This is a genomic window from Natrinema salaciae (assembly GCF_900110865.1).
GTDB classification, from domain to species: Archaea; Halobacteriota; Halobacteria; order Halobacteriales; family Natrialbaceae; genus Natrinema; species Natrinema salaciae.
This window is the reverse complement of record NZ_FOFD01000007.1, coordinates 240,198-261,761: the sequence shown is the minus strand read 5'-3', so window position 1 is coordinate 261,761 and position 21,564 is coordinate 240,198. Positions and strand designations below refer to the sequence as shown.

Annotated in this window: 19 protein-coding genes; 8 read left to right on the top strand and 11 right to left on the bottom strand. The window is 66.3% G+C overall.

Going from position 1 to position 21,564, the window contains the following annotated elements; translation table 11 throughout:
- Positions 1 to 29: 29 nt before the first annotated feature.
- The 6 genes from BMX07_RS21205 to BMX07_RS21180 form a co-directional block, all read right to left on the bottom strand.
- Positions 30 to 413, bottom strand: coding sequence for a PD-(D/E)XK family putative nuclease (locus tag BMX07_RS21205; protein WP_090622158.1), 384 nt, complete (start codon positions 411 to 413; stop codon positions 30 to 32).
- A gap of 315 nt (positions 414 to 728) precedes the next feature.
- Complete coding sequence (locus tag BMX07_RS21200; protein WP_090622047.1) at positions 729 to 1,511, bottom strand: SDR family oxidoreductase; 783 nt, start codon at positions 1,509 to 1,511, stop codon at positions 729 to 731.
- Between the two features lie 38 nt (positions 1,512 to 1,549).
- Positions 1,550 to 2,224 carry a helix-turn-helix domain-containing protein gene (locus tag BMX07_RS21195; protein ID WP_090622045.1) on the bottom strand — a complete coding sequence of 225 codons (675 nt, stop codon included), beginning with the start codon at positions 2,222 to 2,224 and terminating at the stop codon, positions 1,550 to 1,552.
- A gap of 327 nt (positions 2,225 to 2,551) precedes the next feature.
- On the bottom strand, positions 2,552 to 2,731 hold the full coding sequence (locus BMX07_RS21190; protein ID WP_090622043.1) for a hypothetical protein: 180 nt from the start codon (positions 2,729 to 2,731) through the stop codon (positions 2,552 to 2,554).
- A 318-nt stretch (positions 2,732 to 3,049) separates the two neighbouring features.
- Complete coding sequence (locus BMX07_RS21185; protein ID WP_090622041.1) at positions 3,050 to 5,137, bottom strand: hypothetical protein; 2,088 nt, start codon at positions 5,135 to 5,137, stop codon at positions 3,050 to 3,052.
- Positions 5,138 to 5,302: 165 nt separating this feature from the next.
- On the bottom strand, positions 5,303 to 9,169 hold the full coding sequence (locus BMX07_RS21180) for an Eco57I restriction-modification methylase domain-containing protein (RefSeq protein ID WP_090622038.1): 3,867 nt from the start codon (positions 9,167 to 9,169) through the stop codon (positions 5,303 to 5,305).
- Positions 9,170 to 9,485: 316 nt separating this feature from the next.
- Between BMX07_RS21180 and BMX07_RS21175 the strand changes: the two genes are divergently transcribed.
- Positions 9,486 to 9,731, top strand: a complete 246-nt coding sequence (locus BMX07_RS21175) for a hypothetical protein (RefSeq protein WP_090622035.1) — start codon at positions 9,486 to 9,488, stop codon at positions 9,729 to 9,731.
- A gap of 66 nt (positions 9,732 to 9,797) precedes the next feature.
- Here BMX07_RS21175 and BMX07_RS21170 read toward each other — a convergent pair whose 3' ends face one another.
- Positions 9,798 to 11,378 (bottom strand): acetolactate synthase large subunit, encoded by a 1,581-nt coding sequence (locus tag BMX07_RS21170; RefSeq protein ID WP_090622155.1) that lies wholly within the window; start codon positions 11,376 to 11,378, stop codon positions 9,798 to 9,800.
- A 333-nt stretch (positions 11,379 to 11,711) separates the two neighbouring features.
- Positions 11,712 to 12,101, bottom strand: coding sequence for a PPOX class F420-dependent oxidoreductase (locus BMX07_RS21165; RefSeq protein ID WP_090622032.1), 390 nt, complete (start codon positions 12,099 to 12,101; stop codon positions 11,712 to 11,714).
- A gap of 176 nt (positions 12,102 to 12,277) precedes the next feature.
- On the opposite strand from BMX07_RS21165, the gene BMX07_RS21160 reads away from it, so the two are divergent.
- From BMX07_RS21160 to BMX07_RS21150, 3 genes are all read left to right on the top strand, one after another.
- Positions 12,278 to 12,574: a hypothetical protein gene (locus tag BMX07_RS21160; RefSeq protein WP_090622028.1), complete on the top strand. Its 297-nt coding sequence runs from the start codon at positions 12,278 to 12,280 to the stop codon at positions 12,572 to 12,574.
- Positions 12,575 to 12,747: 173 nt separating this feature from the next.
- Entirely contained in the window at positions 12,748 to 13,476 is a 729-nt protein-coding gene (locus tag BMX07_RS21155; protein WP_090622025.1) for a profilin-fold protein, read from the top strand.
- A gap of 240 nt (positions 13,477 to 13,716) precedes the next feature.
- Positions 13,717 to 13,947, top strand: a complete 231-nt coding sequence (locus BMX07_RS21150) for a DUF7511 domain-containing protein (RefSeq protein WP_245742183.1) — start codon at positions 13,717 to 13,719, stop codon at positions 13,945 to 13,947.
- A 94-nt stretch (positions 13,948 to 14,041) separates the two neighbouring features.
- Here BMX07_RS21150 and BMX07_RS21145 read toward each other — a convergent pair whose 3' ends face one another.
- Positions 14,042 to 14,317: a PadR family transcriptional regulator gene (locus BMX07_RS21145; RefSeq protein WP_090622019.1), complete on the bottom strand. Its 276-nt coding sequence runs from the start codon at positions 14,315 to 14,317 to the stop codon at positions 14,042 to 14,044.
- A gap of 197 nt (positions 14,318 to 14,514) precedes the next feature.
- Here BMX07_RS21145 and BMX07_RS21140 point away from each other — a divergent pair, with 197 nt between their 5' ends.
- Positions 14,515 to 15,084 carry an NUDIX hydrolase gene (locus BMX07_RS21140; protein ID WP_090622017.1) on the top strand — a complete coding sequence of 190 codons (570 nt, stop codon included), beginning with the start codon at positions 14,515 to 14,517 and terminating at the stop codon, positions 15,082 to 15,084.
- 66 nt (positions 15,085 to 15,150) lie between these two features.
- Here the strand turns inward: BMX07_RS21140 and BMX07_RS21135 are convergent, their stop codons facing one another.
- The gene (locus BMX07_RS21135; protein ID WP_090622015.1) at positions 15,151 to 16,263 is read right to left on the bottom strand and encodes a hypothetical protein; all 1,113 of its coding nucleotides are present in this window, start codon (positions 16,261 to 16,263) and stop codon (positions 15,151 to 15,153) included.
- 443 nt (positions 16,264 to 16,706) lie between these two features.
- Complete coding sequence (locus BMX07_RS21130; protein WP_090622012.1) at positions 16,707 to 16,898, bottom strand: HVO_0649 family zinc finger protein; 192 nt, start codon at positions 16,896 to 16,898, stop codon at positions 16,707 to 16,709.
- A 107-nt stretch (positions 16,899 to 17,005) separates the two neighbouring features.
- Here BMX07_RS21130 and BMX07_RS21125 point away from each other — a divergent pair, with 107 nt between their 5' ends.
- The 3 genes from BMX07_RS21125 to BMX07_RS21115 all read left to right on the top strand — a co-directional run bounded on the left by BMX07_RS21125 (position 17,006) and on the right by BMX07_RS21115 (position 21,354).
- On the top strand, positions 17,006 to 18,904 hold the full coding sequence (locus BMX07_RS21125) for a bacterio-opsin activator domain-containing protein (RefSeq protein ID WP_090622010.1): 1,899 nt from the start codon (positions 17,006 to 17,008) through the stop codon (positions 18,902 to 18,904).
- Positions 18,905 to 19,014: 110 nt separating this feature from the next.
- Positions 19,015 to 19,203: a DUF1328 family protein gene (locus BMX07_RS21120; RefSeq protein WP_090622006.1), complete on the top strand. Its 189-nt coding sequence runs from the start codon at positions 19,015 to 19,017 to the stop codon at positions 19,201 to 19,203.
- A 225-nt stretch (positions 19,204 to 19,428) separates the two neighbouring features.
- The gene (locus BMX07_RS21115) at positions 19,429 to 21,354 is read left to right on the top strand and encodes an aldehyde ferredoxin oxidoreductase family protein (protein ID WP_090622003.1); all 1,926 of its coding nucleotides are present in this window, start codon (positions 19,429 to 19,431) and stop codon (positions 21,352 to 21,354) included.
- The last annotated feature ends 210 nt before the right edge of the window (positions 21,355 to 21,564 follow it).

The window sequence follows — 21,564 nt, the reverse complement described above, 5'->3', positions numbered from 1 at the left end:
ATTATATAAATATGGAGTGCACACCTTCGTTAGAGAACGGCACCAATCGAGATCGTCGTCTGCTGGGTCCCACGGTGATCACCGCTGCCGTGCCACCGGAGTAGCGGGAGATCGCTCGAGCGGACCATCTTATCACGAAGAACCGTACAGCCAGAGCGCCCATGTGGTCGGTAGACGACGAAACAATACCAGCCGTCGCGACGCTGGAGCTTCTTGTGGTACTCTCGGTAGACCTTCCAGTTGCCCGGCTGACCGTCAGCGTGCTCGTGCATCGTCGACTTGATCTCGACGGGCGTGCCGTTCCCGAATCTCGCGTCGTGCCAGCTCGCCCGCTCGAGATCGAACCGACGCTTTTCGGCCATCCGTTTCTCGACGGCGGTCCCGAAGTGATTCGCCCGCGTCGAGCGGTTCACGCGGACCACGCGCATCGCGCACTGTTGTATATCCTCCTCCGCTGGCTTTGCGGCGCGCGCCCACCGGTCGCGATCCCTTCGCTGGTTCCATCGCGGCACCACTCTCGTTTCCGCTGTTTTCTACGAGTTAGATCGAGCAACGGCGCTTTTTAGTTTCGAAAATGGGTGTACCAAAGCGACCCCGGCGATGAGCGCCTGCGATGACGTCCCCGAAATCCGTTCATAGTCGAGCGTCCCGCCACGTCCTCGAGCGGGATGGGTTCGCGCTCGAGCAGCGCCGGGACGGTCGCTCTCACCGGGGAGGAACGACGAGTATCAGAGGCTCGTCTGGCCGGTTGGCCGAATTAGCATTTCGTTGATGTCCACGTGTTGTGGTTGCGTGGTGGCGTAGGTGATCGCACGGGCGATATCGTCGGCCTCGAGGGTCGGCAGATCCATCTCGCTGAATTGTTCGAGGACTTGGTCGTCCGGAATGTGTGTCGGGAGTTCCGTATCGACTGCACCTGGTTCGATGATCGTGGTCCGGACGCCGTCGGCCGAGACCTCCTTGCGCACAGCGTCGGTGAAGCCGTTGACGCCGAACTTCGTGGCGTTGTATCCGCTCGAGAACGCGTTTGTCATCCGACCGGCGACTGAGGAGACGTTGACGACGTGGCCTTCGCCTTGCTCCCGCATGATCGGCACCACGGCGTGCGTGAGGTTCATGAGACCGATGAGATTGACCTCGACCATCTGTCTGAAGTTCGACCGGTCGGCGCGCTCGAGTGGTTCGAGGAGCATGACGCCGGCGTTGTTGACGAGGATATCGATCCGTTCGTACTCGTCAGTGACCGTCTGGACGAGCGAGTCGATATCGTCCTCGTCGGTGACGTCTGTCTGAACGACGAGGGCGTCGCCACCGTCCGTCTCGATTCGGTCGGCGAGCGCTTCGAGTTTGTCGACGCGACGGGCCGCGAGGACGACTGTTGCACCTTCGGCAGCGAGCGCCGTTGCGGTCGCTGCTCCGATTCCTGAGGACGCGCCAGTGACGATCGCAACCGATTCAGTGAGTGGCATCGTGCCCTGCTCGTCGCTCGTCGAATCGTCGGTTTGTGACATCACCTGTTCGTTTTCGCGGGATAGAGGTGGCTGTTATGCTAGGCAGTAAGCCCGTTTATATAGGGGTCCGGTCCGAGCGTCTGTTTCACGAGTTGGTGTTCGGCTCGGCGGAGGAGATTCGACACCGATGCCGCGGAAATGTCGAGTTCGTCGGCGAGTTGGGCGGTCGACGTGCGCCGTGGCGAGTCGTAGTATCCACGAGAGAACGCGAGCGTCAGCGCGGTGTACTGTCTGTCGGTGAGGCCGAACTGAGTGCGTTCGTCCGGGTCGTCGGGGTCCGAATCGATGCTCAGCAGTTCCACCGGCAGGTCGTTCAGTTCGCATCGGTCGCGAAAGATCGTGAACGCGTCGTAGTCGGCGAAAACCTTCCGTTCTCGCCAGCCGTCGCCGGTAATCGTCGCCTCGAGGAGTGCGCCCTCGAACGCATCGGGATCACAGCCGTCGACCCGTAACGAATCGCCGTCGATGAACACCTGGTAGAACCAGCCGTCGCCGGTCTTCCCGATCGTCGTCGTCTCACGGATCTCGTCTTGGGCGTCGAGTTCACGTTCGAACGCCTCCCGTGAATCGGCGTCGACACTGACCATGAGGCAGTTCCAGCTCTCCAGCGGAATCGAATGGGGTAGCGAAATCTCACCGCTCGGAATCGATCTCGCGAGACCAACGAGCGGGAGCGACCTCTCCGAAAGGAGGATCTCTGCAACGATAGCCATAGTATGGTTGTTGGCGTTCGAACATATAAGTCCCTGCAGAACGGATCGCGGGGCCGTAATTGTCCGCAGCAGTGATTCGATACGATATCTCTCCACGGGCAGTCCACTCCACGGAGCACGGAATGCGCGATTGGACAACGACCGTTACCAGCAGCGGAACATGAACGAGGTGGCGAACGCCGCTATCAAGGAGAAATCCGGCGCGTTCGTGACTGCCCGCACAAGAGGGACGTGCCAGCAGCTATCTGCAGATACGAACTGCTCGACAGCATCTCCATCAACTATCAATCGTCGGTACCGACTCGTCTCGAGAACTGTCTCGAGTCGCTATTGCTTGAAGTGCGGCCAGTTTTTCTCGGCGACCAGCTCCGTCTCGCCGCAGCAGCCACACTTCGCAGGTGCATCGTACTGGTGACCGCTATCGGTTCGTGCGGAGACCGTGCCGGCGTGCATCGTCTGGCAGGCCGTGCAAACGTACTTTTCCGGGAGTTCTGGGGCGTGAGCCATGGAGATGGTTCCCGTGCCAACAACATATAACCGGGGTGCGACTCACGCGCGGAACCGCTGCAATAACCGATGCCGACGCGCTGAACGCGTCACCTGTACCACGCGACCCGAACCCCATCCATCTCGAGGGAATTCCGTGCCGAGTTTGCGCTATGTGTTCAGCACGCTCGCCAAAACCAACCGCCGTTTGAGGGGGCCAACAGGGCCGAAAGCGATGCTTCTGTATCTTCGGCACTGAGTTCACCCTCGGGAGAGGCGCGCCCCCGATGGTAATCCGACAGTATCCCCGATCGGCGTCGTCCGCCTGCCCGCCATCGATCAGAGCGTTTCGGCGTTTCGCGCCTGTTCGGCGCGCCGGTCGGCCTGCGCCAGCCGCTTCTCCGTCGCGTTCGAGAGCGACGCCGGCAGCTCCCCGCGCGCATCCTCGAGCCGGTTCGCCGCCCGATCGAGGCGCTCGCGGACGGCCTCGAGCTGGTTCTCGGTGTTTCCTCGCTCGCCGTCGCGCGCCCGCTCGGCGGCCCGCTGTGCGGACTCGGCCACGGCCGCGAGCGCCCGCTCGAGCCCGGTGACGCCGTTCGACGAGCCGTCGTCATCGTCGGCGGTGTCTCCGTCTTCGTCCGCGAGCGCCGCGACCGCCGCCTGCGTCTCTTCGGCGATATCCGCTACGAACTCCGAAAGCGACGCCGTCCCGGTCTCCGGCCGCTCGATGCGGACCGGCGACTCGCTCGCGGGGTCCGGGTTGACCCGGTAGGCACCGACGGCGTCGTCGCCGTCCCGGACCTCGGTCGTGTACGCGCCGCCGGTGTGGACGTAGACCGCATCGCTCCCGTCGACCGACGATTCGTACAGCCGGCCGGCGAAGTCGTCTTCGACGGCCACCCTCGAGAGATCGGTCTCGGCGTCCCCGCCGCCGACTTCCAGCTTCGTCGCGCGGTCGTGGGCGACCAGCGGAATCTCGCCGCCGACGCCGGCCGCCGTCGCGGTCCCGTCGTCAGCGACGGTGACGCGCTCGCTGTGTGGCGCTCGCCCGGCCCCGTTGACCGTCAGCCGGTGGTCGCCCGCCGGGACGTCCCGAGCGACGGCGACGCCGCCGAACGTCGGGATCGCCTCGGGGTCGCTCTCGAGCAGGACGACCGACTCGAGGCTCGTCTCGGTGGTGGTCAGCCCTTCGTCGGCCGGCGCGTCGTCGGTCGCGACGGCCTCCGTGACGCGGGTGACGACGGTGTTGATCGGCGCCGGGTCGCCGATGGCGTCGTAGCGGTCGGCCAGCGCGGCCCGGTGGTTGGGCGCGGTGATGTCCGCGGCCGGGTTCTCGTAGCGGGGCTGGCTCCACGGCGTCCCGGTCGTCGTGATGTGGCCGGCGACCGCGTCTTCGACCGCCTTCGGAACCGCGAACTCGAAGCTCAACTGCGGACCGAGAAACGCCGCGATGTGCGCGACGTCGTCGATCGGGAGGAGATCGTACTCGACGTCGGCCTCGTCCTCCCGCTCGCGGTGGCGGAACGTGAGTCCGGGCTCCCGTTCCGGGAGGTCCGTCGGCGGCGACGTCAGCGCGTCGAGCGACCGGACGGTGAGGTCGGCGTCGATCAGCGAGTCGCGGGTGACGGCGGGCAAGGCCTCGTGCTCGTATATCGGCGCGCCCTCGTACTCCGGGACGAGATAGGGGAGCCGCGATCCCTCGTCGCGCGGCAGTCCGTACGCCAGCGGGATCGCGGCGAGGTCGTCGACGCCCTCGATCGCCGTGTTCGTGATGTCCGCCAGCAGATCCTCGACGGCGAACCGCTGGAAGCGGTCGGGAACGTCGTTGACCGAGAGGGTGCTCGAGTGGGAGCCGAGCTCTGCGAGGATGCGGGGCGGCGTGGCGGGATCCGGGTCCAGGAACTCGTTGTTGGGAACGGACCGGGAGTGGGAGCTGGCGACGTACAGCTGCGGGTCGCCGGTCTCCGTGTCCACGAAGACGTGCAACACCTCCCAGTCGTGCCAGTGGAAGTTGGTCGTGAACTGGTCGAACACGGAGTAGCACCAGAACTGCACCGCGGCGAGCGGCGAGTCCGCGTACTCGACGGCACGGTAGAACACCGTCGGGTCCGGCGGCTCTCCGTCGCTCTGCCGTTCGTGATAGCCGTCGAACGCGTCGAACCCGCTGACGACGGTCTCGCCGTCGCGCTCGCTCGCGTACGGCCGCGGGTCCGTCGGAAACCACGGCTCGCGCGCGTCGAAGTACAGCGTCGGCGCGAACCGCGTCGCCAACTCCCGGGCCCTCTCTTCGTCGAGTACGTTCGTCTCGCCGTCGCGGTCGCGTTCGAGCGCCGAACAGCCGGCGACGGCGGCCCCGCCGATGCCGGCGAGCGTCCCGAGGAGGGTTCGCCGATCGACGCCGCTCGGGGACTCGGTTCCGTCGCTCACGTGTGATCACGACTCGTCCGAGCGAACGACGTCGGGACGCGCCCGATCGATCCCGTCATGGACATACCCCCCGATTGGGCATTCCATCAATAAGCCTTCTGTCCCTCGCGTACGGTCCGTTCGTCGGGCACGGAAGGCCGTCCCGAGAGCGCCGGAGACGACCGATTAGCCGCCCGAATCGCCGCCGAATTCGCTGCGGACTCGCGTCCGCTCGTCGGACGGGAGGCCGTACAGATCGAACACGCGGTCGGCGATCCGCCGGTCGAGGGCCGCGATTCGCTCGTCCAGTTCCGCGGTGCGAGCGCGGTCGTCGAGATACGCGTCCAGCCCGTCCGTAACGTCTGCGAGCCGAGGCAGCGTCACCGACCGCAGGCGATCGAGCGGCGAGGTCGTCTTCGTCGCCCGTTTCCTGAACCCGGCGAACCCCCGGCCGGCGTCGACGGCGGCGGGAACGAAGGCCTCGACGAGCGCCGCGTGGCCCGCGTCGATATCGTGCCACTCCAGCGCCGGGATCGGCTCGGTCTCGGCGTACCCCCACTGGTCGGTCTCGGGGGCGTCCGCGTCCGGTTTGTATCGAACGGTCGCCCGCAGGACGAGCGGTCGCTCCCCGGCCGCGATATCGACGGTCCCGAGCAGGAGGTTCGGCCACGTCTCGGTCGTCGCCGCGAGCTTCGTCGCTTCGACGCCGTCGACGGGCCGGCAGTCGGCGACCGCACCCAGCGACTCGCCGTCCTCGTACCGCCCGAGGTGGTCGTGGACGTCCGGCGAGAGCCGCGATCGCTCGGCCGTGGCCGCGAGTCGCTCGTCGACCGCCTCGACGAGCCTCGAGTCGGGGCCGTCGTCCATCGCGATGGGAACTGCCTCGAACGTCGACTGATTGATCTGCGGGAAGACCGAGCGGTACGCGGCGTGCCTGTAGTGGTGGTAGAAGTTCAACAGCGGCGAGTTCAGCGCGCCGAGCAGGTGTTTGAGTTCGTCGCTCGAGTCCGACGCGGCGTGGATCCCGTACGCCGACTTGATCGTGACGCGACCGGCGGCGTCGTAGGTCCCGACGAGCGACTCGCTGGTCTGTCTGAACACCAGCTTCGGGCTCCGATAGTACGCCTCGTCTTTCGCGATGTCGTCCGGTTCGACGTACCGAATCGCGTCGTCGTCGAATCCGTAGCGTTGCACCGCGCCGCCGGGGACGATCGGCCGCCCGTCCGCCTGCCGACTCGACGCCAGATGGTCGGCCCGCTTTCCGCACTCCTCGCCGCGCGAGAGGGTCGCGTACTCCTCGAGCGGGGTGTGGCGGTCGATCGTTTCCAGTATCGAGCGCGCCTCGTCGTCGAGGTGGATCAGGAACCGGTTCGCGTCCTGCCGTTCGAACACCCGCTGGGGGATCGCGTCGTACGAGAGCGACGTCAACGTCGTCCGCTCGGCCGCATCGGCACAGCGAACGCCGTCCTCGCCGTCGCCGCTGATGCAGACGACGGCACCCGTTTCGACGCCTTCGAACGCGGTTCCGACCCGAACGATCCGCGACAGCGACGTCTTCTCGAGAAGGAACGTCCGGATCGGCTCGTTCCCCTCGCGAGTGAGGATCGAATCGGGGACGACGAGTCCGACGCGGCCGTCACGAGACAGCCGAACCGCCCGTTCGTAGAGGGCGACCGCGAGGTCGAACTGATTCTCGGTCGCCTCGAACGCGTCCTCCAGGTAGGACCACAGGGCCGGCTCGATCGCCGCGCTGATATCGCTCCGGCCGGCCGTCGCGACCCACGGCGGGTTTCCGACGACCGCATCGAACCCCGGCCGCTCCCGCTCGGTCCCGTCGTCCTCGTAGAACACGTCGGGGAACGCCAGGGGCCAGTGAACGTAGCCCTCGGCGTCGGCCCGCGCCTGCGCGGTCTCGAACCACTCGGCTCGAGCGAGCCGCGCCCACGTCTCGTCGTCTCCCGCGCACGTCCCGTCGCCCGTCGCGGCGGTCAGCCGGTCGACCGCATCGGCCGGGACGTCCACCGAGCCGAACTCGCGGGCCGTCCGGACGTTCGCCACGGCCTCGAGTCGCCGCCGGAACCGCGGCTGCTGGACGTCCTCGGCCCAGCCGTCGACCGCCGCCGTCAGGTCCTCGATCTCCGCGAGCGATCCGCCCACGAGCGCGTTTCCGGCCCGCAGGTGCCGACCGGGGCGTCCGAGCGGCGCGTCGTCGACTCCCGTGCGAAGCCACAGCGACAGCCGCGCCAGTTCGACAGCGAGCGGATCGCAGTCGACGCCGTAGACGCACTGCCGAGCGACCCGCCGACGCGCCCAGCGGCTATCGCGTCCGTCGGGAACCGTCTCGACGCCCGCAGCCGCCGCCTGCGTCGCGTACGCGTCGGCGACCTCGCGAGCGAGATAGTCGACGGTGCGCGCGAGGAACCGTCCGCAGCCCATCGCGGGATCGAGCACGTTCAGGTCGAATATCCGGTCGGCGAACGCGTCGGCGAAGCCGGGCGAATCCGGGGCGTGTCGCGCCAGTACCTGCTCGCGAACGGCCGCGACGAGCGGCTCGAGCGTGCGTTCGACGATGTATTCGACGAGGTACTCGGGCGTGTAGTACGACCCCGTCGCCTTCCGTTCGCCGCTGTCGGTCGCGAGGTACACCTCGCCCGGCTCCACCGCGACCGCGTCGGCGTCGGCGGCACTCACGTACTCGCCGTCCTCGAGCGCCAGCGGCTCCGTGGCAACGCCCGGCTCGTACTCGAGCAGCCCCTCGTAGAGACAGCCGAGGCGGTCCGCGTCGAGCGACCCGTAGTCGATGGCCGTCTGGCCGTCGCCGCTCGGACCCGGCCGTCGCGTCAGTAGCTCGATCACGCGCCGCAGGCACGTATCGCCGACTGCGTGCGTGGCGAGAAACCGCGTCTCCCGCCGCCCGCTCTCGCCGGGATCGGTGCGGAACAGCCAGCACCGCTCGGCGGAATCCGCGGCTCGGGCTTTGGAGCCCTCGGTCAACGCGGTTCGCTCGTCGAACCGCTCGAACACGTCGTCCAGCCGCGACTGGAGTGTGGGTCGGCGATCCTGTGCGGCGCGGCCCGTCTCATCGAACTCGGCGGCGACCGCCCGTTCGATCGATCGCAGCCCGCTCGCCCGCCCGCCACTGCCGGCGGCCGCCTCGAGCGGCCCGCGGCCCCCGCTGTCGGCGTAGCAGACGACGAGGAGCCGGAACAGGTAGACGAGCGCGGCGTCACGGACCGACTCGAGGTCGCGCTCGTCGATGTCGTTGTCGGGGTGGTTCCGGAACCCCGCGACGAGCGTCTCGAGTGCTTCCCGGGCGTTCTCCGCGAGGTCGGACGAGCGCGTCCGTACGGCGGCCTCGCTCTCGCTGTACACGTCGTCGAGGAAACAGTCGCCGTCCGCGTCCTCGACGAACGCCTCGTGGCGGAACACACAGTAGAAGTACTTGAACGCCTCGAGGTCGCCGGTCTGGAGCGCCGTCGGTAGATCGATCTCGTAGTACGAGTCCGGTCGATGGCCCGTCGACGCGCGATAGAGTCGCCACATCCGACCGTTCGTCAGCACGCCCCATCGGGTGGGCGTTTCCCGGAGCGAGACGCGCATCCGGTGTCCGGGACGCTCCCAGTCGCGCTCGAACTCGCCGCTCCCGCGAGTATCGAGCGGTCGATCCCACCGCCTGACGTCGGCGACGGCGACCGCATCCGCGTAGAAGTCCCCGCCGCCGTCCCGTCGATCGACCGCGTCGCGAGCCGTCGCTGTGGCGTCGAAGAAGGCGTAGTCGGGCCGCTGCCGCGGTCGGTCGGTCCGGCCGTCGGCCTCGAACGGAATACCGAGCGTTCGAAACACCGGCCGAACGAACGCCGCCTCGAGCCGCGCCGCGGTTTCGGTCGCCGGCCCCTCACGCAGGCGCTCCCAGCGGTCGTCGATCTCGTCGTACGCTGCTCGAAGCTCGTCGCGGTCGACCGCGTTCCACGCGTCCGTCTCGGGCAGTTCCGCCTCGAGGTAGCGCGTCGAGAACAGGCCGCAATTCGTGCGGTACGTGGGGTCTCGCTGCATGCGTTGTCGGAGTGGTGCCGCGTCCGGGGCGACGGATCGCGTCGGTCCGCCCGGTTTTTCTACTACAACGACGAGTAGAAACTATACACGCAACTGTATAATCTTTCCCTGGCGCTGCCGGGGCGAATCGACGCGGTGGGTCGTAGTCGACCGCGGTGACGGATCTGCCGGCGCGGAACCGGCCGCTCGAGGTGACTCCGCGACGGCGGTCCCGCGATGCACAGTGCTGATCGGTGACCGGACACGTGATCTGGCCCGACAGTCCGGATTTCTCTCCGATCCGAAGACACTTCCAGCACTGCGTGATGGCTCACGTATGGGTCGACGAATTCGCCCGGATAGCGCGAGACGGCGCCAGCTGCACAGGCGGCTCCGTGACCTCGAAGCGGATCTCGAGGAGTGCTCGCGGCATCTCGTCCAACTGGAGAACACGCTGCGACACATCGTTCGGACCACGGACGACGTGACCATCGGCGGCCCCTGCCGGTGTGGCCAGAGCCTGTTGATCCTCTCGAACCAGTCGCTGTACTGTCCGCAGTGTTCCTATCGACGGACGGTCTGAACCGCCGTCGAGCACGCGTCAGACGTTCGTTCGTCGGCGTTCGCGACGGGTAATGGGGTCGGATGGTCACTCGAGGCGGAGCTGGATCAACGCCAGTTCGTCGGACGGGACGGCCGCCGAAAATGCGGCCTCGATCTCGGCCCAGGTCTCGGGGCGGTACGCCTCGATCCCGAAGCTCTCGGCGAACGTCACCAGGTCCGGCGTCGTCAGCTCGGTTCCGGTGTGTTCGTTCCGGTGGGCTACCTGTTTCTCGGAGATCAGGCCGTAGTCCTCGTCGTCGAACACGACGGTCGTAAAGCCACAGTCCAGCCGCGTCGCCGTCTCGAGTTCGGCCGCGTTCATCATGAAGCCGCCGTCACCGGTCCCCGCGACGACGTTCGCGTCGATCGCCAGATCGGCTGCCAGCGCGCCCGGCACGGCGATCCCCATGCTCGCCAGCCCGTTCGAGATCACGCACGTGTTCGGCTCGTAGGTCGGAAACGACTGAGCGATCGCCATCTTGTGACTGCCGACGTCCGAAACGAGCACGTCCGCATCCGCCATCGCCTCCCGCAGCAGCGGCAGGGCGTTCCTGACGGTGATCGGATCGTCTTCCGCCGGCGGCTCCGTCACCCCCTCGAGCAGCCTGTCGTGGAGGTCGTCACACCACAGCGAACACGCCCCGTCTGCGAGCCGCTCGTCGATCGCCTCGAGCGCCGCGCCCACGTCCGCGACGATCTCCACGTCGGGGTTGTAGTGTCGGTAGACCTCCGCGGGTTCGTAATCGACGTGGACGACGGTCTTCTCGAGGTCGGGGTTCCACCCCTGCGGATCGTGCTCGGCGATGTCGTAGCCCACTGCGACGACGCAGTCCGCTCGCTCGATCGCCCGCGCGGCTTCCCCGGCCGGTCCCGAGTCGAGCGTCATCAGCGAGGCCTGCTCGCGGTCCGAGATCGCCCCCTTCCCCATGTACGTCTCGACGACGGGGAGCCCGACGCGGTCGACGATCGCGCGAATGTGTTCCGACGCGCGGGTCCGGACCGCGCCGTTGCCCGCGAGCAGGATCGGGCGCTCGGCCTCGGTGATCAACCGCGCCGCTCGCTCGGCCGACTCGTCGTCCGGGTCCGGCCGCCGAACCGGATCGCGGCGCTCGATCGGCTCGCCCTCGACCGCTTCGGCCGCGACGTCCTCGGGGAACTCGAGGTGGGTCGCCCCCGGCTTCTCGTACTCGGCGAGCTTGAACGCTTTCCGGACCGATTCGGGCACGATCTCTGGTTCGGCGATCTGGGAGTTCCACGCCACGATCGGCTCGAAGATGTCGACCACGTCCAGCGCCTGGTGGCTCTCCTTGTGCAGTCGCTCGCGACCACCCTGGCCGGTGATCGCGACGACCGGGCTCTTGTCGAGTTGGGCGTCGGCGACGCCGGTCATGAGATTCGTCGCGCCGGGACCGAGCGTCGAGCAGCAGACGCCCGCCTCGCCGGTCAGCCGGCCGTGGACGTCGGCCATGAACGCCGCCCCCTGTTCGTGTCGAGTCGGAACGAACCGAATCGAGGACGCTCGCAGCGAGAACAGCAGGTCCTCGATCTCCTCGCCGGGGACGCCGAAGACGCGGTCGACGCCCTCGGTCTCGAGACAGGTAACGAGCAGGTCGGATGCCGTCTGCATGGTCGTCCCGTCCACGTCGCCGGTCATTAATCGTCCACCCGTCAGGAGCGTCGACACGGCGCTGTGCTGGTTCGTCGACACGGCGCTGTGCTGGTTCCGGTCGAACGCGGACGTACGGGACGCAACGGCGCTGTACCGTGCATTCCCGGCAGTGAACTGGGGGCTCGGATCTGCATTTCGTATCGCGCTCTTTCGTTTATCTCGGGTTGTCCCCCTGACGGCGGAGAAAACGTGACGGACCGACGACTGCGGTGGTCGTCGCCGAAACGGCGCTCGGCGGGAACGGTCTGGACCCCCTCGCGGCGGTCGACGGCGATGTCTCGCCGGGCCGACCTACAGCACGCGATCCGCTCGAATCCGCAACAGCACGCGCTCGGTTTCGATCGGATTCGGATACTCGTCGACGTCCATGTATCGCCGAGCTAGTTCGTCGATGTGCGCTCGAGCGCCGTCGGTCGTGATCTCGTCGACTTCGCCGATTACCGAGACGAACCGGTAGGGGTCGTCGGGGTCGGTCATGCTGACGCCGACGCCGGGATTGTTCTGGACGTTCCGTTCTTTTTGCCGGCCGCGTTCGGTATTGACCAGCAGGTGGTCGTCGTCCGCGTCGTAGTCGATCCACACCGGGGTGACGTGCGGGAGTCCGTCGCTGGTCAGCGTCGCGACGTGGGCGAACGTTTTCTTTTCGAACAGGTCGTGGAAGTCGTCGGGTATCGAAGCCACGGGAGTCGTACACCGGTGACGTTCTTGTGTGTGCTGCCTACGTCTACTGCGATCGAACGGTCGCCGAAACCGATAGACCGGACCGGTCGTCGGCGGCCGACCGCTCGATATGAGGCGATAGGGACCACGCAAGTGACGGCTGACGGCTTATGGATGTCGCTACTGATTACTTCCGTATGACTGATCAACAGCCGTCGACTCGCCGACGAGTACTGAAGCTAACTGGTGCAGCAGCCTCGACCGCCCTCGTCGCCGGTTGCGGCGGACCGGGCGGCGGGAACGAAACCGAAGACAACGAAACCGAAACCGAAACGGAGGAAGGAACGGGCAACGAGACCGGGATGAACGAGACCAACGAGACCGGGATGAACGAGACCAACGAGACTGGGATGAACGAGACCAACGAGACTGGGATGAACGAGACCAACGAGACCGGGATGAACGAGACCAACGAGACGAACGAATCCGAATAATCCGCGTCGACTGTTTTCGAGGCGATCGGGAGCCGACGAGCCGCTGGTGTAGAGCCACAGACGCGGGACGACGGAGAGCGGCGCTCCCGCGAACCGCGTGCCCCCGAGGCAGTTTCCCCCGACGCGGGCTCCGATCCACAACCGTTACTGCCTGTCGGCTCTTCCCACGAGTGATGACTGACGGACTCGAGGCGGACGTCGAGGGGATGGACGGGATCGCCGAGCGACGGGACGAACTGGCGGCCCGCGTCCGGACGCACGCCGGCGAGATCGCGCGCGAACTCGCGGTCTTGCAGGGCGGTGATTACGGACAGGAGACGTTCGACACCGACGGCGGAAGCTGGACGCTCAAGTACGAGGCCGGCGACGTACAGTACCTGCGATTCGACCCGAACTCCGGGTCCGAGACCTACGTCGTCTCGAGCAAGCAGCCGCCCGAACCCGAGCCCCTCGAGACGGCGATGGCCGACTACGGCGCGTTCGTGGCGGCCTACAACGAATACGTCCGCTCGTTCGACGGCCTGCTCGCGGACGTCCCCGACGAGTTCCCCGAGGTCGAATCGACGGCGGAGCTGGTCGCCGAACGGGACCGGATCGTCGACCGAATCCGCGACGTCGGCAACGCGATGGCGAGCCAGCTGCACCGGTACGACGGCGAGTACGGCACCTACGCCGCGACGCTCTCGGGCACCCGCTGGGAGCTGAAGTGGGAGGGCGACGTCGCGTCCTACCTCCGCGTCGGCGGCTCCGACGGCACCTACCTCCTCTCGCAGTACGGGCCGCCGTCGGCCCCCGAGGTTCGCCGGCTGGCCGAGGACGTCCCGAAATTCGTCGCCGACTTCAACGAGCACGTCGACGAACTCGAGGCGGATCTCGAGGGCGTTCGCCTCGAGGACGGATAGAGCGAATCCGCACGATCGCGCCTCGTGGCATCGAACGCCGAGTACGGTGTCCCTTCTGCCGTCCAGCGGTCCGTACACACGGACGCGGTGGCGGCGGAGCGTGCGTTGGACCGCGAATCGACTTCTCGAGGCGATGCGGAGCGATACCGAGCGGACCCAAACGCTCTATACCGGAATTAGTAGCCGTTTTGTACCGTCTGCGCCTACGATACGGTGGCGACGGCGGTCGCCAGAACTACCATGGACGGCTCTGCCCACGGGAGCGACGAGGGAACTACTCACGAGTACGCGGCCGACACCGACGAGAGCGAGACCGCGGGTGCGGTACTGTTCGATGCCATCGTCGTCCGCTACCGGTCCGCCAGTGACCGGTGTACGCTCGTCCCTCACGACGGCACCACCGAAGAGAAACTGAACAGCTGGCTGACGGCGGATCTGGAGACGGTCGTCGATCTCGACGACGCTCGCTGAAAGGGCCTGAGGACTGCGGCTCCGGCGGGTCACCGATGCGAGGCGGGGCGCTATCGGTCACGGTCGAAAGCGGTCGCAAAGCAGAGGCCGGGAGTCAGACGTCGACGTACTGGTCGACCCACTCCTGGCGTCGCTGCAACGCGCGTCGGCCCTTCGGCGTCAGCGCGTAGTAGTTCGTCCGTCGGTCGAGTTCGCCTTTTTCGACGAGCTCCTTCTCGACGAGCGTATCGAGGTTCGGATACAATCGGCCGTGCGTGACCGGTTGATCGATGTAGCTATTGATGTCGTCGAGAATCTCCTGCCCGGACGGCCGGTCTTTCCCTGCGATCACGTACAACAGGTCGCGTTGGAAGCCAGTTAGCTGGTCCATGGATCACCCTCTGAGTGACGACGTTCACCGCTCTGTGGCTTTGTTATAGAGCGGGTACGGACTACGACCGAACCGGAACGGGGCGCGTATGACCGTGCTCGAGTCCGAGCAAACGACGCCGGGCCGATCCGACCGACCGCACTCGAGGTCGCACGCGTGACGCCGCGTTTTTGACAGTCACCGCCGTAGCGACGGCTATGCCGACCGATCCACTCGCCTGGGAGACGCGCGAGCGACGGGTAGCCTACTCCTGTCCGGGGTTCGACATCGTTAACGAGTCCGTTCGACTGCCCGACGGGGCCGAGACCGAGTTCGACTACCTGTCGGAACCCGCGAGCGTCTGTGTCCTGCCGTTCACGCCCGACGGCGACGTCGTCTGTATCGAGGAGTGGCGACAGGCCGTCTCGCGGATCAGCCGCGGGCTTCCCGTCGGCGGTACCGAACCCGAGGACGCCGATCTCGAGGTATCGGCACGCCGGGAACTCGCCGAGGAAACCGGCTACGAGGCCGAGACCCTCGAACCGCTGGTGACCGTCGAGCCGGCCAACGGGATCGCGGACGCCGTCTTGCACTTCTTCGTCGCTCGGGGCTGCCGGCCGACCGCCGAACAGCGACTCGATCACAACGAGAGCATTCGGGTCCGAGAACGCTCGCTCGAGGAGGTGACCGACGCGGTTGCCGACGGCGAGATCCGCGACGGCCGGACGGTCCTCGCGATCTCGTACTACCGGCTGTTCGGTGATCGCCGAGGGTCGACAGAAAAATAGCGTCGCGACGGCGATCCGATCGTCGATCGCGAGCGGTCACGCGGTGTTGCTCGGATCGCTCCCTCGCTATCCCGTTTCGTTCGTCTCGTTCGTTTCGTTTGCGACACCCGTCTGGTTCGTCTCGTTCGTTTCGTTCGTCTCGTTCATTCCGCCCGTCTCGTTCGTCGTTTCGTTCGCCGACGGCTGTTGCAGCGATTCTTCCAGTCCCTCCGTTTCGCCGAGAGTGAGGCTCTGTGCGGAACTGTTCTCGACGACCATCGATCCCGCGGAGGCCGACGAGACCGTCTCGCCCGTGCCCATCTCGCTGACGTTGCCGGCGGTCGTCTCGTTATCGGCCGTCTCGTTGGCAGTCGTTTCGTTGTCGGTCGTCTCGTTGCCAGCCGTACCCTCGGCTCCGGCCTCGAGGGACCCGACGGTCATCGACTCGAAGGTGAGTTCGCTGAGGTTGAACTCCTCGATGGTCAGATCGTCGATCTGCTGGGTGCTGGCGTTCGTGGCGTTCGATTGGTTCCCGCCGTCTCCGCCGCCGAACAGCCCGCCGACGAAGTCGGAGATGCCCGAGAGGATTCCGCCTCGATCCTCCTCGACGGTCAGGTCGTTGATCGCCATTCGATCGACGTTCATCGACTCGATAGTCAGGTTCTGGATCTGCACCTCGTCCGCGTCCTCGTCGATCACTCCTTGCAGACCCGACTCGTTCCCGTCGGCGCTCTCCATACCGGTCGCGTTCGTCTCGTTCGTCTCGTTTGCCTCGGTCGCGTCCAGACCGTCGGTCGCGTTCGTCTCGTTCGTTTCCTCGCCGAGGTCGTCGATCGAGACGTTCTGGAGCGCGAGCGATTCGAAGACGACGTTCGTGATCATCACCTCGTCCGAGGACTGATTGCCCACGGACTGATTCCCGTCGCTCTCGTTCAGTTGTTCTTGGAGTTCTTGGTTGTCCTGTACGTCCAGTTGCTGGACGGTGAGTTCCTCGATCGTCGCGTTCTGAACCGTGAGGTTCTCGAGCTCGAGTGTACCGACCTGTACGTTCTTCAGCGTTGCGCTCGTGTCGCCCATGTCTCCGGCGTCGCCGTTCGCGTCCGCGTCCGTTGTCGCTCCGCCGACGAGGGCGGGACCCCCCGACAGCACGACCAACAGCGCGACGAACGCGACACCGATCGTTCGCGGTCGTGAAACCATACGGGCCGACGTAGGACCGTCGCCGAGCTAAAACGGGCCGACTGTTACGAGATTGTGTCGGAGAAAACCCCTGTTGTGAACGTGCCGTCGACCATTTACGACGGAGTCACGACTGCCGTTCTGCGCCGCGTTCGGACCGTGCTCCGAGCCGATATCGCCAGGATGGATCGTCGCGATCGCTGGGTACGTCCCGGCAGTGCGACCGTGTCGAACCGGTATCGATAGCCGACCCGGCCGCCACAGCGAGGCGTTACCGGCCACCGGCGTCGAAAATCGTTGATTTCCGCGACGAAACGGGACTCTCACCGGCGGCGGCGCTGTGAGAGTGGACGCCGGTCGCCGCTTGCGGCGACCGGCACCGAACGCCGTCCGCTCGAGTCGGCCGATCGTGCCGTCCGTGACGGTGGTATCGCGAACGCCCGCGACCGAATCCGCGCGAGCAATCAGTCGAGCCGGAGCTCTCTGGTCTCGACGGCGTCGCAGGTCGGACAGACGAACTGGTAGCGGACTCGCCCGCCCGAGGTGGTGACGCGCCAGCCGCCCTCGGTGTCGACGTAGCCACACGCCGGACAGCGCAGTTCCGACTCGTCGAACTTCTCCCGGAGCCGCTCGAACGGTGATCGGTGTACTGGCATACGTGTCCATACGCAGTGTTAACGTATATCATTCTAGCCCACTCGTCCGCCGGCTGAATCGTCTCCCGATCATAACGGTTCTTAGGCGTCCCGTCGTAGGGTAACTCATGACCGATGTCGACGCGGACCGCGGTGGCACCGTCGACGACGCGACAGGGGCGGCCCGTGCGCTCGAGCACGTGGTCGATCCGGTCGTGGCCGTCGCGGACGGAACGATAACGTACGCGAACGCGGCCGCCCGGGAGACGTTCGAACTCGGCGACGGTGAGCGCGATCCGGCGTCGGCACTCGACGCGTACTGGGATCGGCTCGCAGCCGCGATCGACGAGACGACGGTCGGCACCGCCCGGCGGATCGACGTCGCGGGTGAGCCGGGCAGTGCCCGCGTTCACCGCGGGGCCGACGGTGCGACGATTACGTTCGACGGCGACGACGCCGGTCGCGGAACCGACGTCGCGGCCGCGGACACCGACGGCACCCCGGCAGATGAGAGCGACCGGCTGGTCAAAGACCGCGCGCTCGAGGAAGCACCCGTCGGGGTCACGATCTCCGACCCCGACCGCGAGGACAATCCGCTCGTCTACGTCAACGAGGCGTACGAGGCGATCACCGGGTACGAATTCGACGACGTCGTCGGTCGGAACTGTCGGTTCCTGCAGGGCGAGGAGTCGGACCCGGACGCGATCGCCGAGATGGCGGCGGCGATCGACGCCGACCGACCGGTCACCGTCGAACTGAAAAACTACCGCAAGGACGGCACCGAGTTCTGGAACGAGGTGACGATCGCCCCGGTTCGGGACGAGAACGGCCGCGTGACCAACTACGTCGGCTTCCAGAACGACATCACCGCGCGCAAGGAGGCCGAACTCGCACTCGAGCGGCGGACCGCGGAACTCGAGTACATCCTCGACCGCGTCGAGGGACTGATCCAGGACGTCACGGCCGTCGTCGCTGGCTCGACCGACCGCACGGAGCTCGAGGCCGAAGTTTGCTCGCGGGTCGCCGACGAGGACGCCTACGAGGGCGCCTGGATCGGCGAACGGAATCCCGCGACGGGGACGATCGACGTCCGCTCGAGCGCGGGCGTCGACCCGGAGCGGGATACCATCGCGATCGACGACGACCATCCCGCCGCCGAAACGCTCGCGACGAACGACCCCGCCGTCGAGACCGTCGACGGGACGACCCGCGCCGCGTTTCCGCTGTCGTACAACGACATCGAGTACGGCGTGCTGACGGTCCGGACGGACCGCACCGTCGACGACCGCGAGACGGTTATCCTCTCCGCGCTCGCACGCGCGGTCGCGAGCGGGGTCAACGCCCGCGAAACCAGTCGTATGCTTGCGACCGACGCCGTCGTCGCCGTCGAACTCGAGCTGACCGACCAGGTCTTCGCACCCGTCGCCCTCTCCGCGGCGGCCGACTGTCGACTCGAGTATCGTCGATCGGTCCACCGAACCGACGACGAGACGGCGTCGCTGTTTACCGTCACCGGGGCGGACGCCGACGAACTCCTCGCCGCCGCCGAGGAACTGTCCGACGTCGACTGTCGCGTCGTCGTCGAGCGCGACGAGGAGTGCCTGATCGAACTCACCGGGTCCGACGACCTCGTCGCCTGGCTCTCCGAACGCGGTGTCCGCACGGAAGCCGTCGAGACCGAGGACGGTCGAGCGCGCGTGACCCTCGAGATACCCCGGTCGGCAAACGTCCGCTCGATCGTCGAGGCCGTCGAAGACCGCTACGCCGGGACCGACGTCGTCTCGTTCCAGCAGCGGGACCGCGACGCCGAGACCCGCCAGGAGTTCGCCGCCCGACTCGAGGAGGCGCTGACGGACCGCCAGTTCGGTGCGTTACAGCGGGCCTACCTCGGTGGTTACTTCGAGTGGCCGCGGCCGACGACCGGTGAGGAACTCGCCCAGTCGATGGGCGTCTCGCGGCCGACCTTCCACGAGCACCTGCGGACGGCCGAGGCGAAACTGTGTCGAGCGTTCTTCGGGGACGCCTAGTTCCCCTTCCGGTGACAGTCTCGGGACGGGACCTGTAGCCCGGGCTTAGCCACCAGAACGGGCGCGGACGGTCGCTGATATTTATGTGGGCCGTTGTGGGAGTGGGTGCTATGCTCACGCTCGCAACGCCGCTTCAGATGGGCGGCGGCGGATTCCTGTACTGGGCGGTAATTTTCTTCATCCTCGCGATCGTCGCCGCCGCCGTCGGTGCCCGCGGCGTCGCCGGAGTCTCGATGGAGATCGCGCGGATCTTCGTCCTGATCTTCATCATCCTCGCGGTGGTCGCGCTCCTCCTGTAGCCTCGCGGAGGACGGCTCCGAACGTATCGACAGATCAGTGTGATTGCGGGTGGTTACGTTTCCGCGGCTCGTGCCGGACTGCGCGACCCTCCGAACCGAATTACCATCGTCGCTGTCGACCGATCGATCGGGCGGTTCTGCTCGATCTGCTGTAACCGACTTTGGTTACATCTGTCTGGGAACGCCTAACACGATGGAGGTCGTAGATAACACGGAGCGTTTACCATGACTGAACTCGGCGGATTTCAAGACAGGGTCGCCCGCATCGATCTCTCGGACGGGGAGGTCGCGTACGAGTCGATCGACGACGAGGACGCGAAGAAGTATATCGGTGCGCGGGGGCTCGGGGTAAAGTACGTTTTCGAACAGGGGCCGGACGTCGATCCGCTCGGACCAGACAATCTGCTGGCGTTTATGAACGGCCCGCTGTCGGGCACGCAGGTCACGATGAGCGGCCGGATCGCCGTCTGTACGAAATCGCCGCTGACCGGTACCGTCACCGACAGCCACCACGGCGGCTGGTCCGGCGCTCGACTCAAGTGGGCCGGCTTCGACGGCCTGTGCTTCGAGGGCGAGGCCGACGAACCGGTGTACGCCTTGGTGGAGGACGGCGAGGTCGAACTCCGAGACGCGTCCCACCTCTGGGGGAACGGCTTCCACGAGACGCGGGACGCCATCGAGGAGGAAGTCGAGGGCTCCTACGGAAAGAACCTGAGCATCATGGGGATCGGCCCCGGCGGCGAAAACGAGGTCAAGTACGCCTCCATCATGAACGAGGACGATCGGGCCTCGGGCCGCGGCGGCACGGGCTGTGTGATGGGTTCGAAGAACCTCAAGGCCGTCGTCGTCAAATCCACCACGCGGATGCCCCAACCGGCCGACCCGGAGACGTTCAAGGAGGGCCACCAGCAGGCGATGCAGGCCATCCAGGAGTCGGAGGTCACCGCGCCCAACGAGGGCGGCCTCTCGATGTACGGGACGAACGTCCTGATGAACATCGGCGAGGAGATGGACGGGCTCCCGACGAAGAACGGCCGATACACGTCGACGGAAAGCATGCGCGACGCCGAGGGCGTCGACATCGACGCCGAGCGGGTCTCCGGCGAGAACGTCCGCGAGAACATCCTCGTCGACGAACCCACCTGTCACTCCTGTCCCGTCGCCTGCAAGAAGGAAGTCGAGGTGACGGCGATGCACAAGGGCGAGGAGATGAACGTCCGCACCGAATCCTACGAGTACGAATCGGCCTACGCTCTCGGCCCCAACTCCGGCCACACCGACCGCGACAAGATCGCGCTCATGCTCGACCGCTGTAACGACATGGGCGTCGACACTATCGACGCGGGCAACATGATGGCGATGGCCATGGAGATGACCGAGGAGGGCAAACTCGAGGGCGTCGGCGAACTCGAGTGGGGCGACACCGAGACGATGATCGACATGATCGAGCGGATCGCCCGCCGCGAGGACGAGTTCGCCGATCTGCTGGCCGAAGGGCCGCGTCGGGTCGCCGACCGGAAGGACGCCCACGAGAACTCGCTGGCGGTCAAAGGCCAGACGATCGCCGCCTACGACCCCCGCTGTATGAAGGGGATGGGAATCGGCTACGCCACCTCGAACCGCGGGGCCTGCCACCTGCGGGGCTACACCCCCGCAGCGGAGATCCTGGGAGTCCCCGAGAAGGTGGACCCCTACGAGTACGAGGGGAAGGGCGAACTCACCGCCCAGTTCCAGGACCTCCACGCCATCAGCGACTCGTTCGACATCTGCAAGTTCAACGCCTTCGCGGAGGGCATCGAGGAGTACGTCCTGCAGTACAACGGAATGACCGGCCGCGACGTCAGCGAGGAGGAACTCCTCGAGGCCGGCGAGCGGGTCTACAACCTCGAGCGCTACTACAACAACCTCAACGGCTTCGACGGGAGCGACGACTCGCTGCCGGAACGCTTCCTCGAGGACGGCATCCGCGGCCAGGGTGCCAGCGAGGGCGAGTACTGTGAACTCGACGAGATGAAAGTGGAGTACTACGACTACCGCGGCTGGGTCGACGGCGTCGTCCCCGACGAGAAACTCGACGAACTCGGGATCGATCTCGGTCCGGGAACGGGCGTCAGCAGCGAAGGCAGTGCAGCAGCGCCGAGCGACGACTAACCTCGATTTCGCCGCTCTCGGGTTCCGCCGTCCGTTTTTTCGCCGCTACCGGTACCGACGGCCGATGCGTAGCGCCCCGTGACCGAGGACCGTCCGCCCGGCTCGAGATACCTATCTCTCACCACACAAGTATCGGTGATTGTCAATTCGAACCCGTTGTGTTCGAATCACTGCTGCTCAGCCCTCGACAACCCGATGAGCAAGATGTTA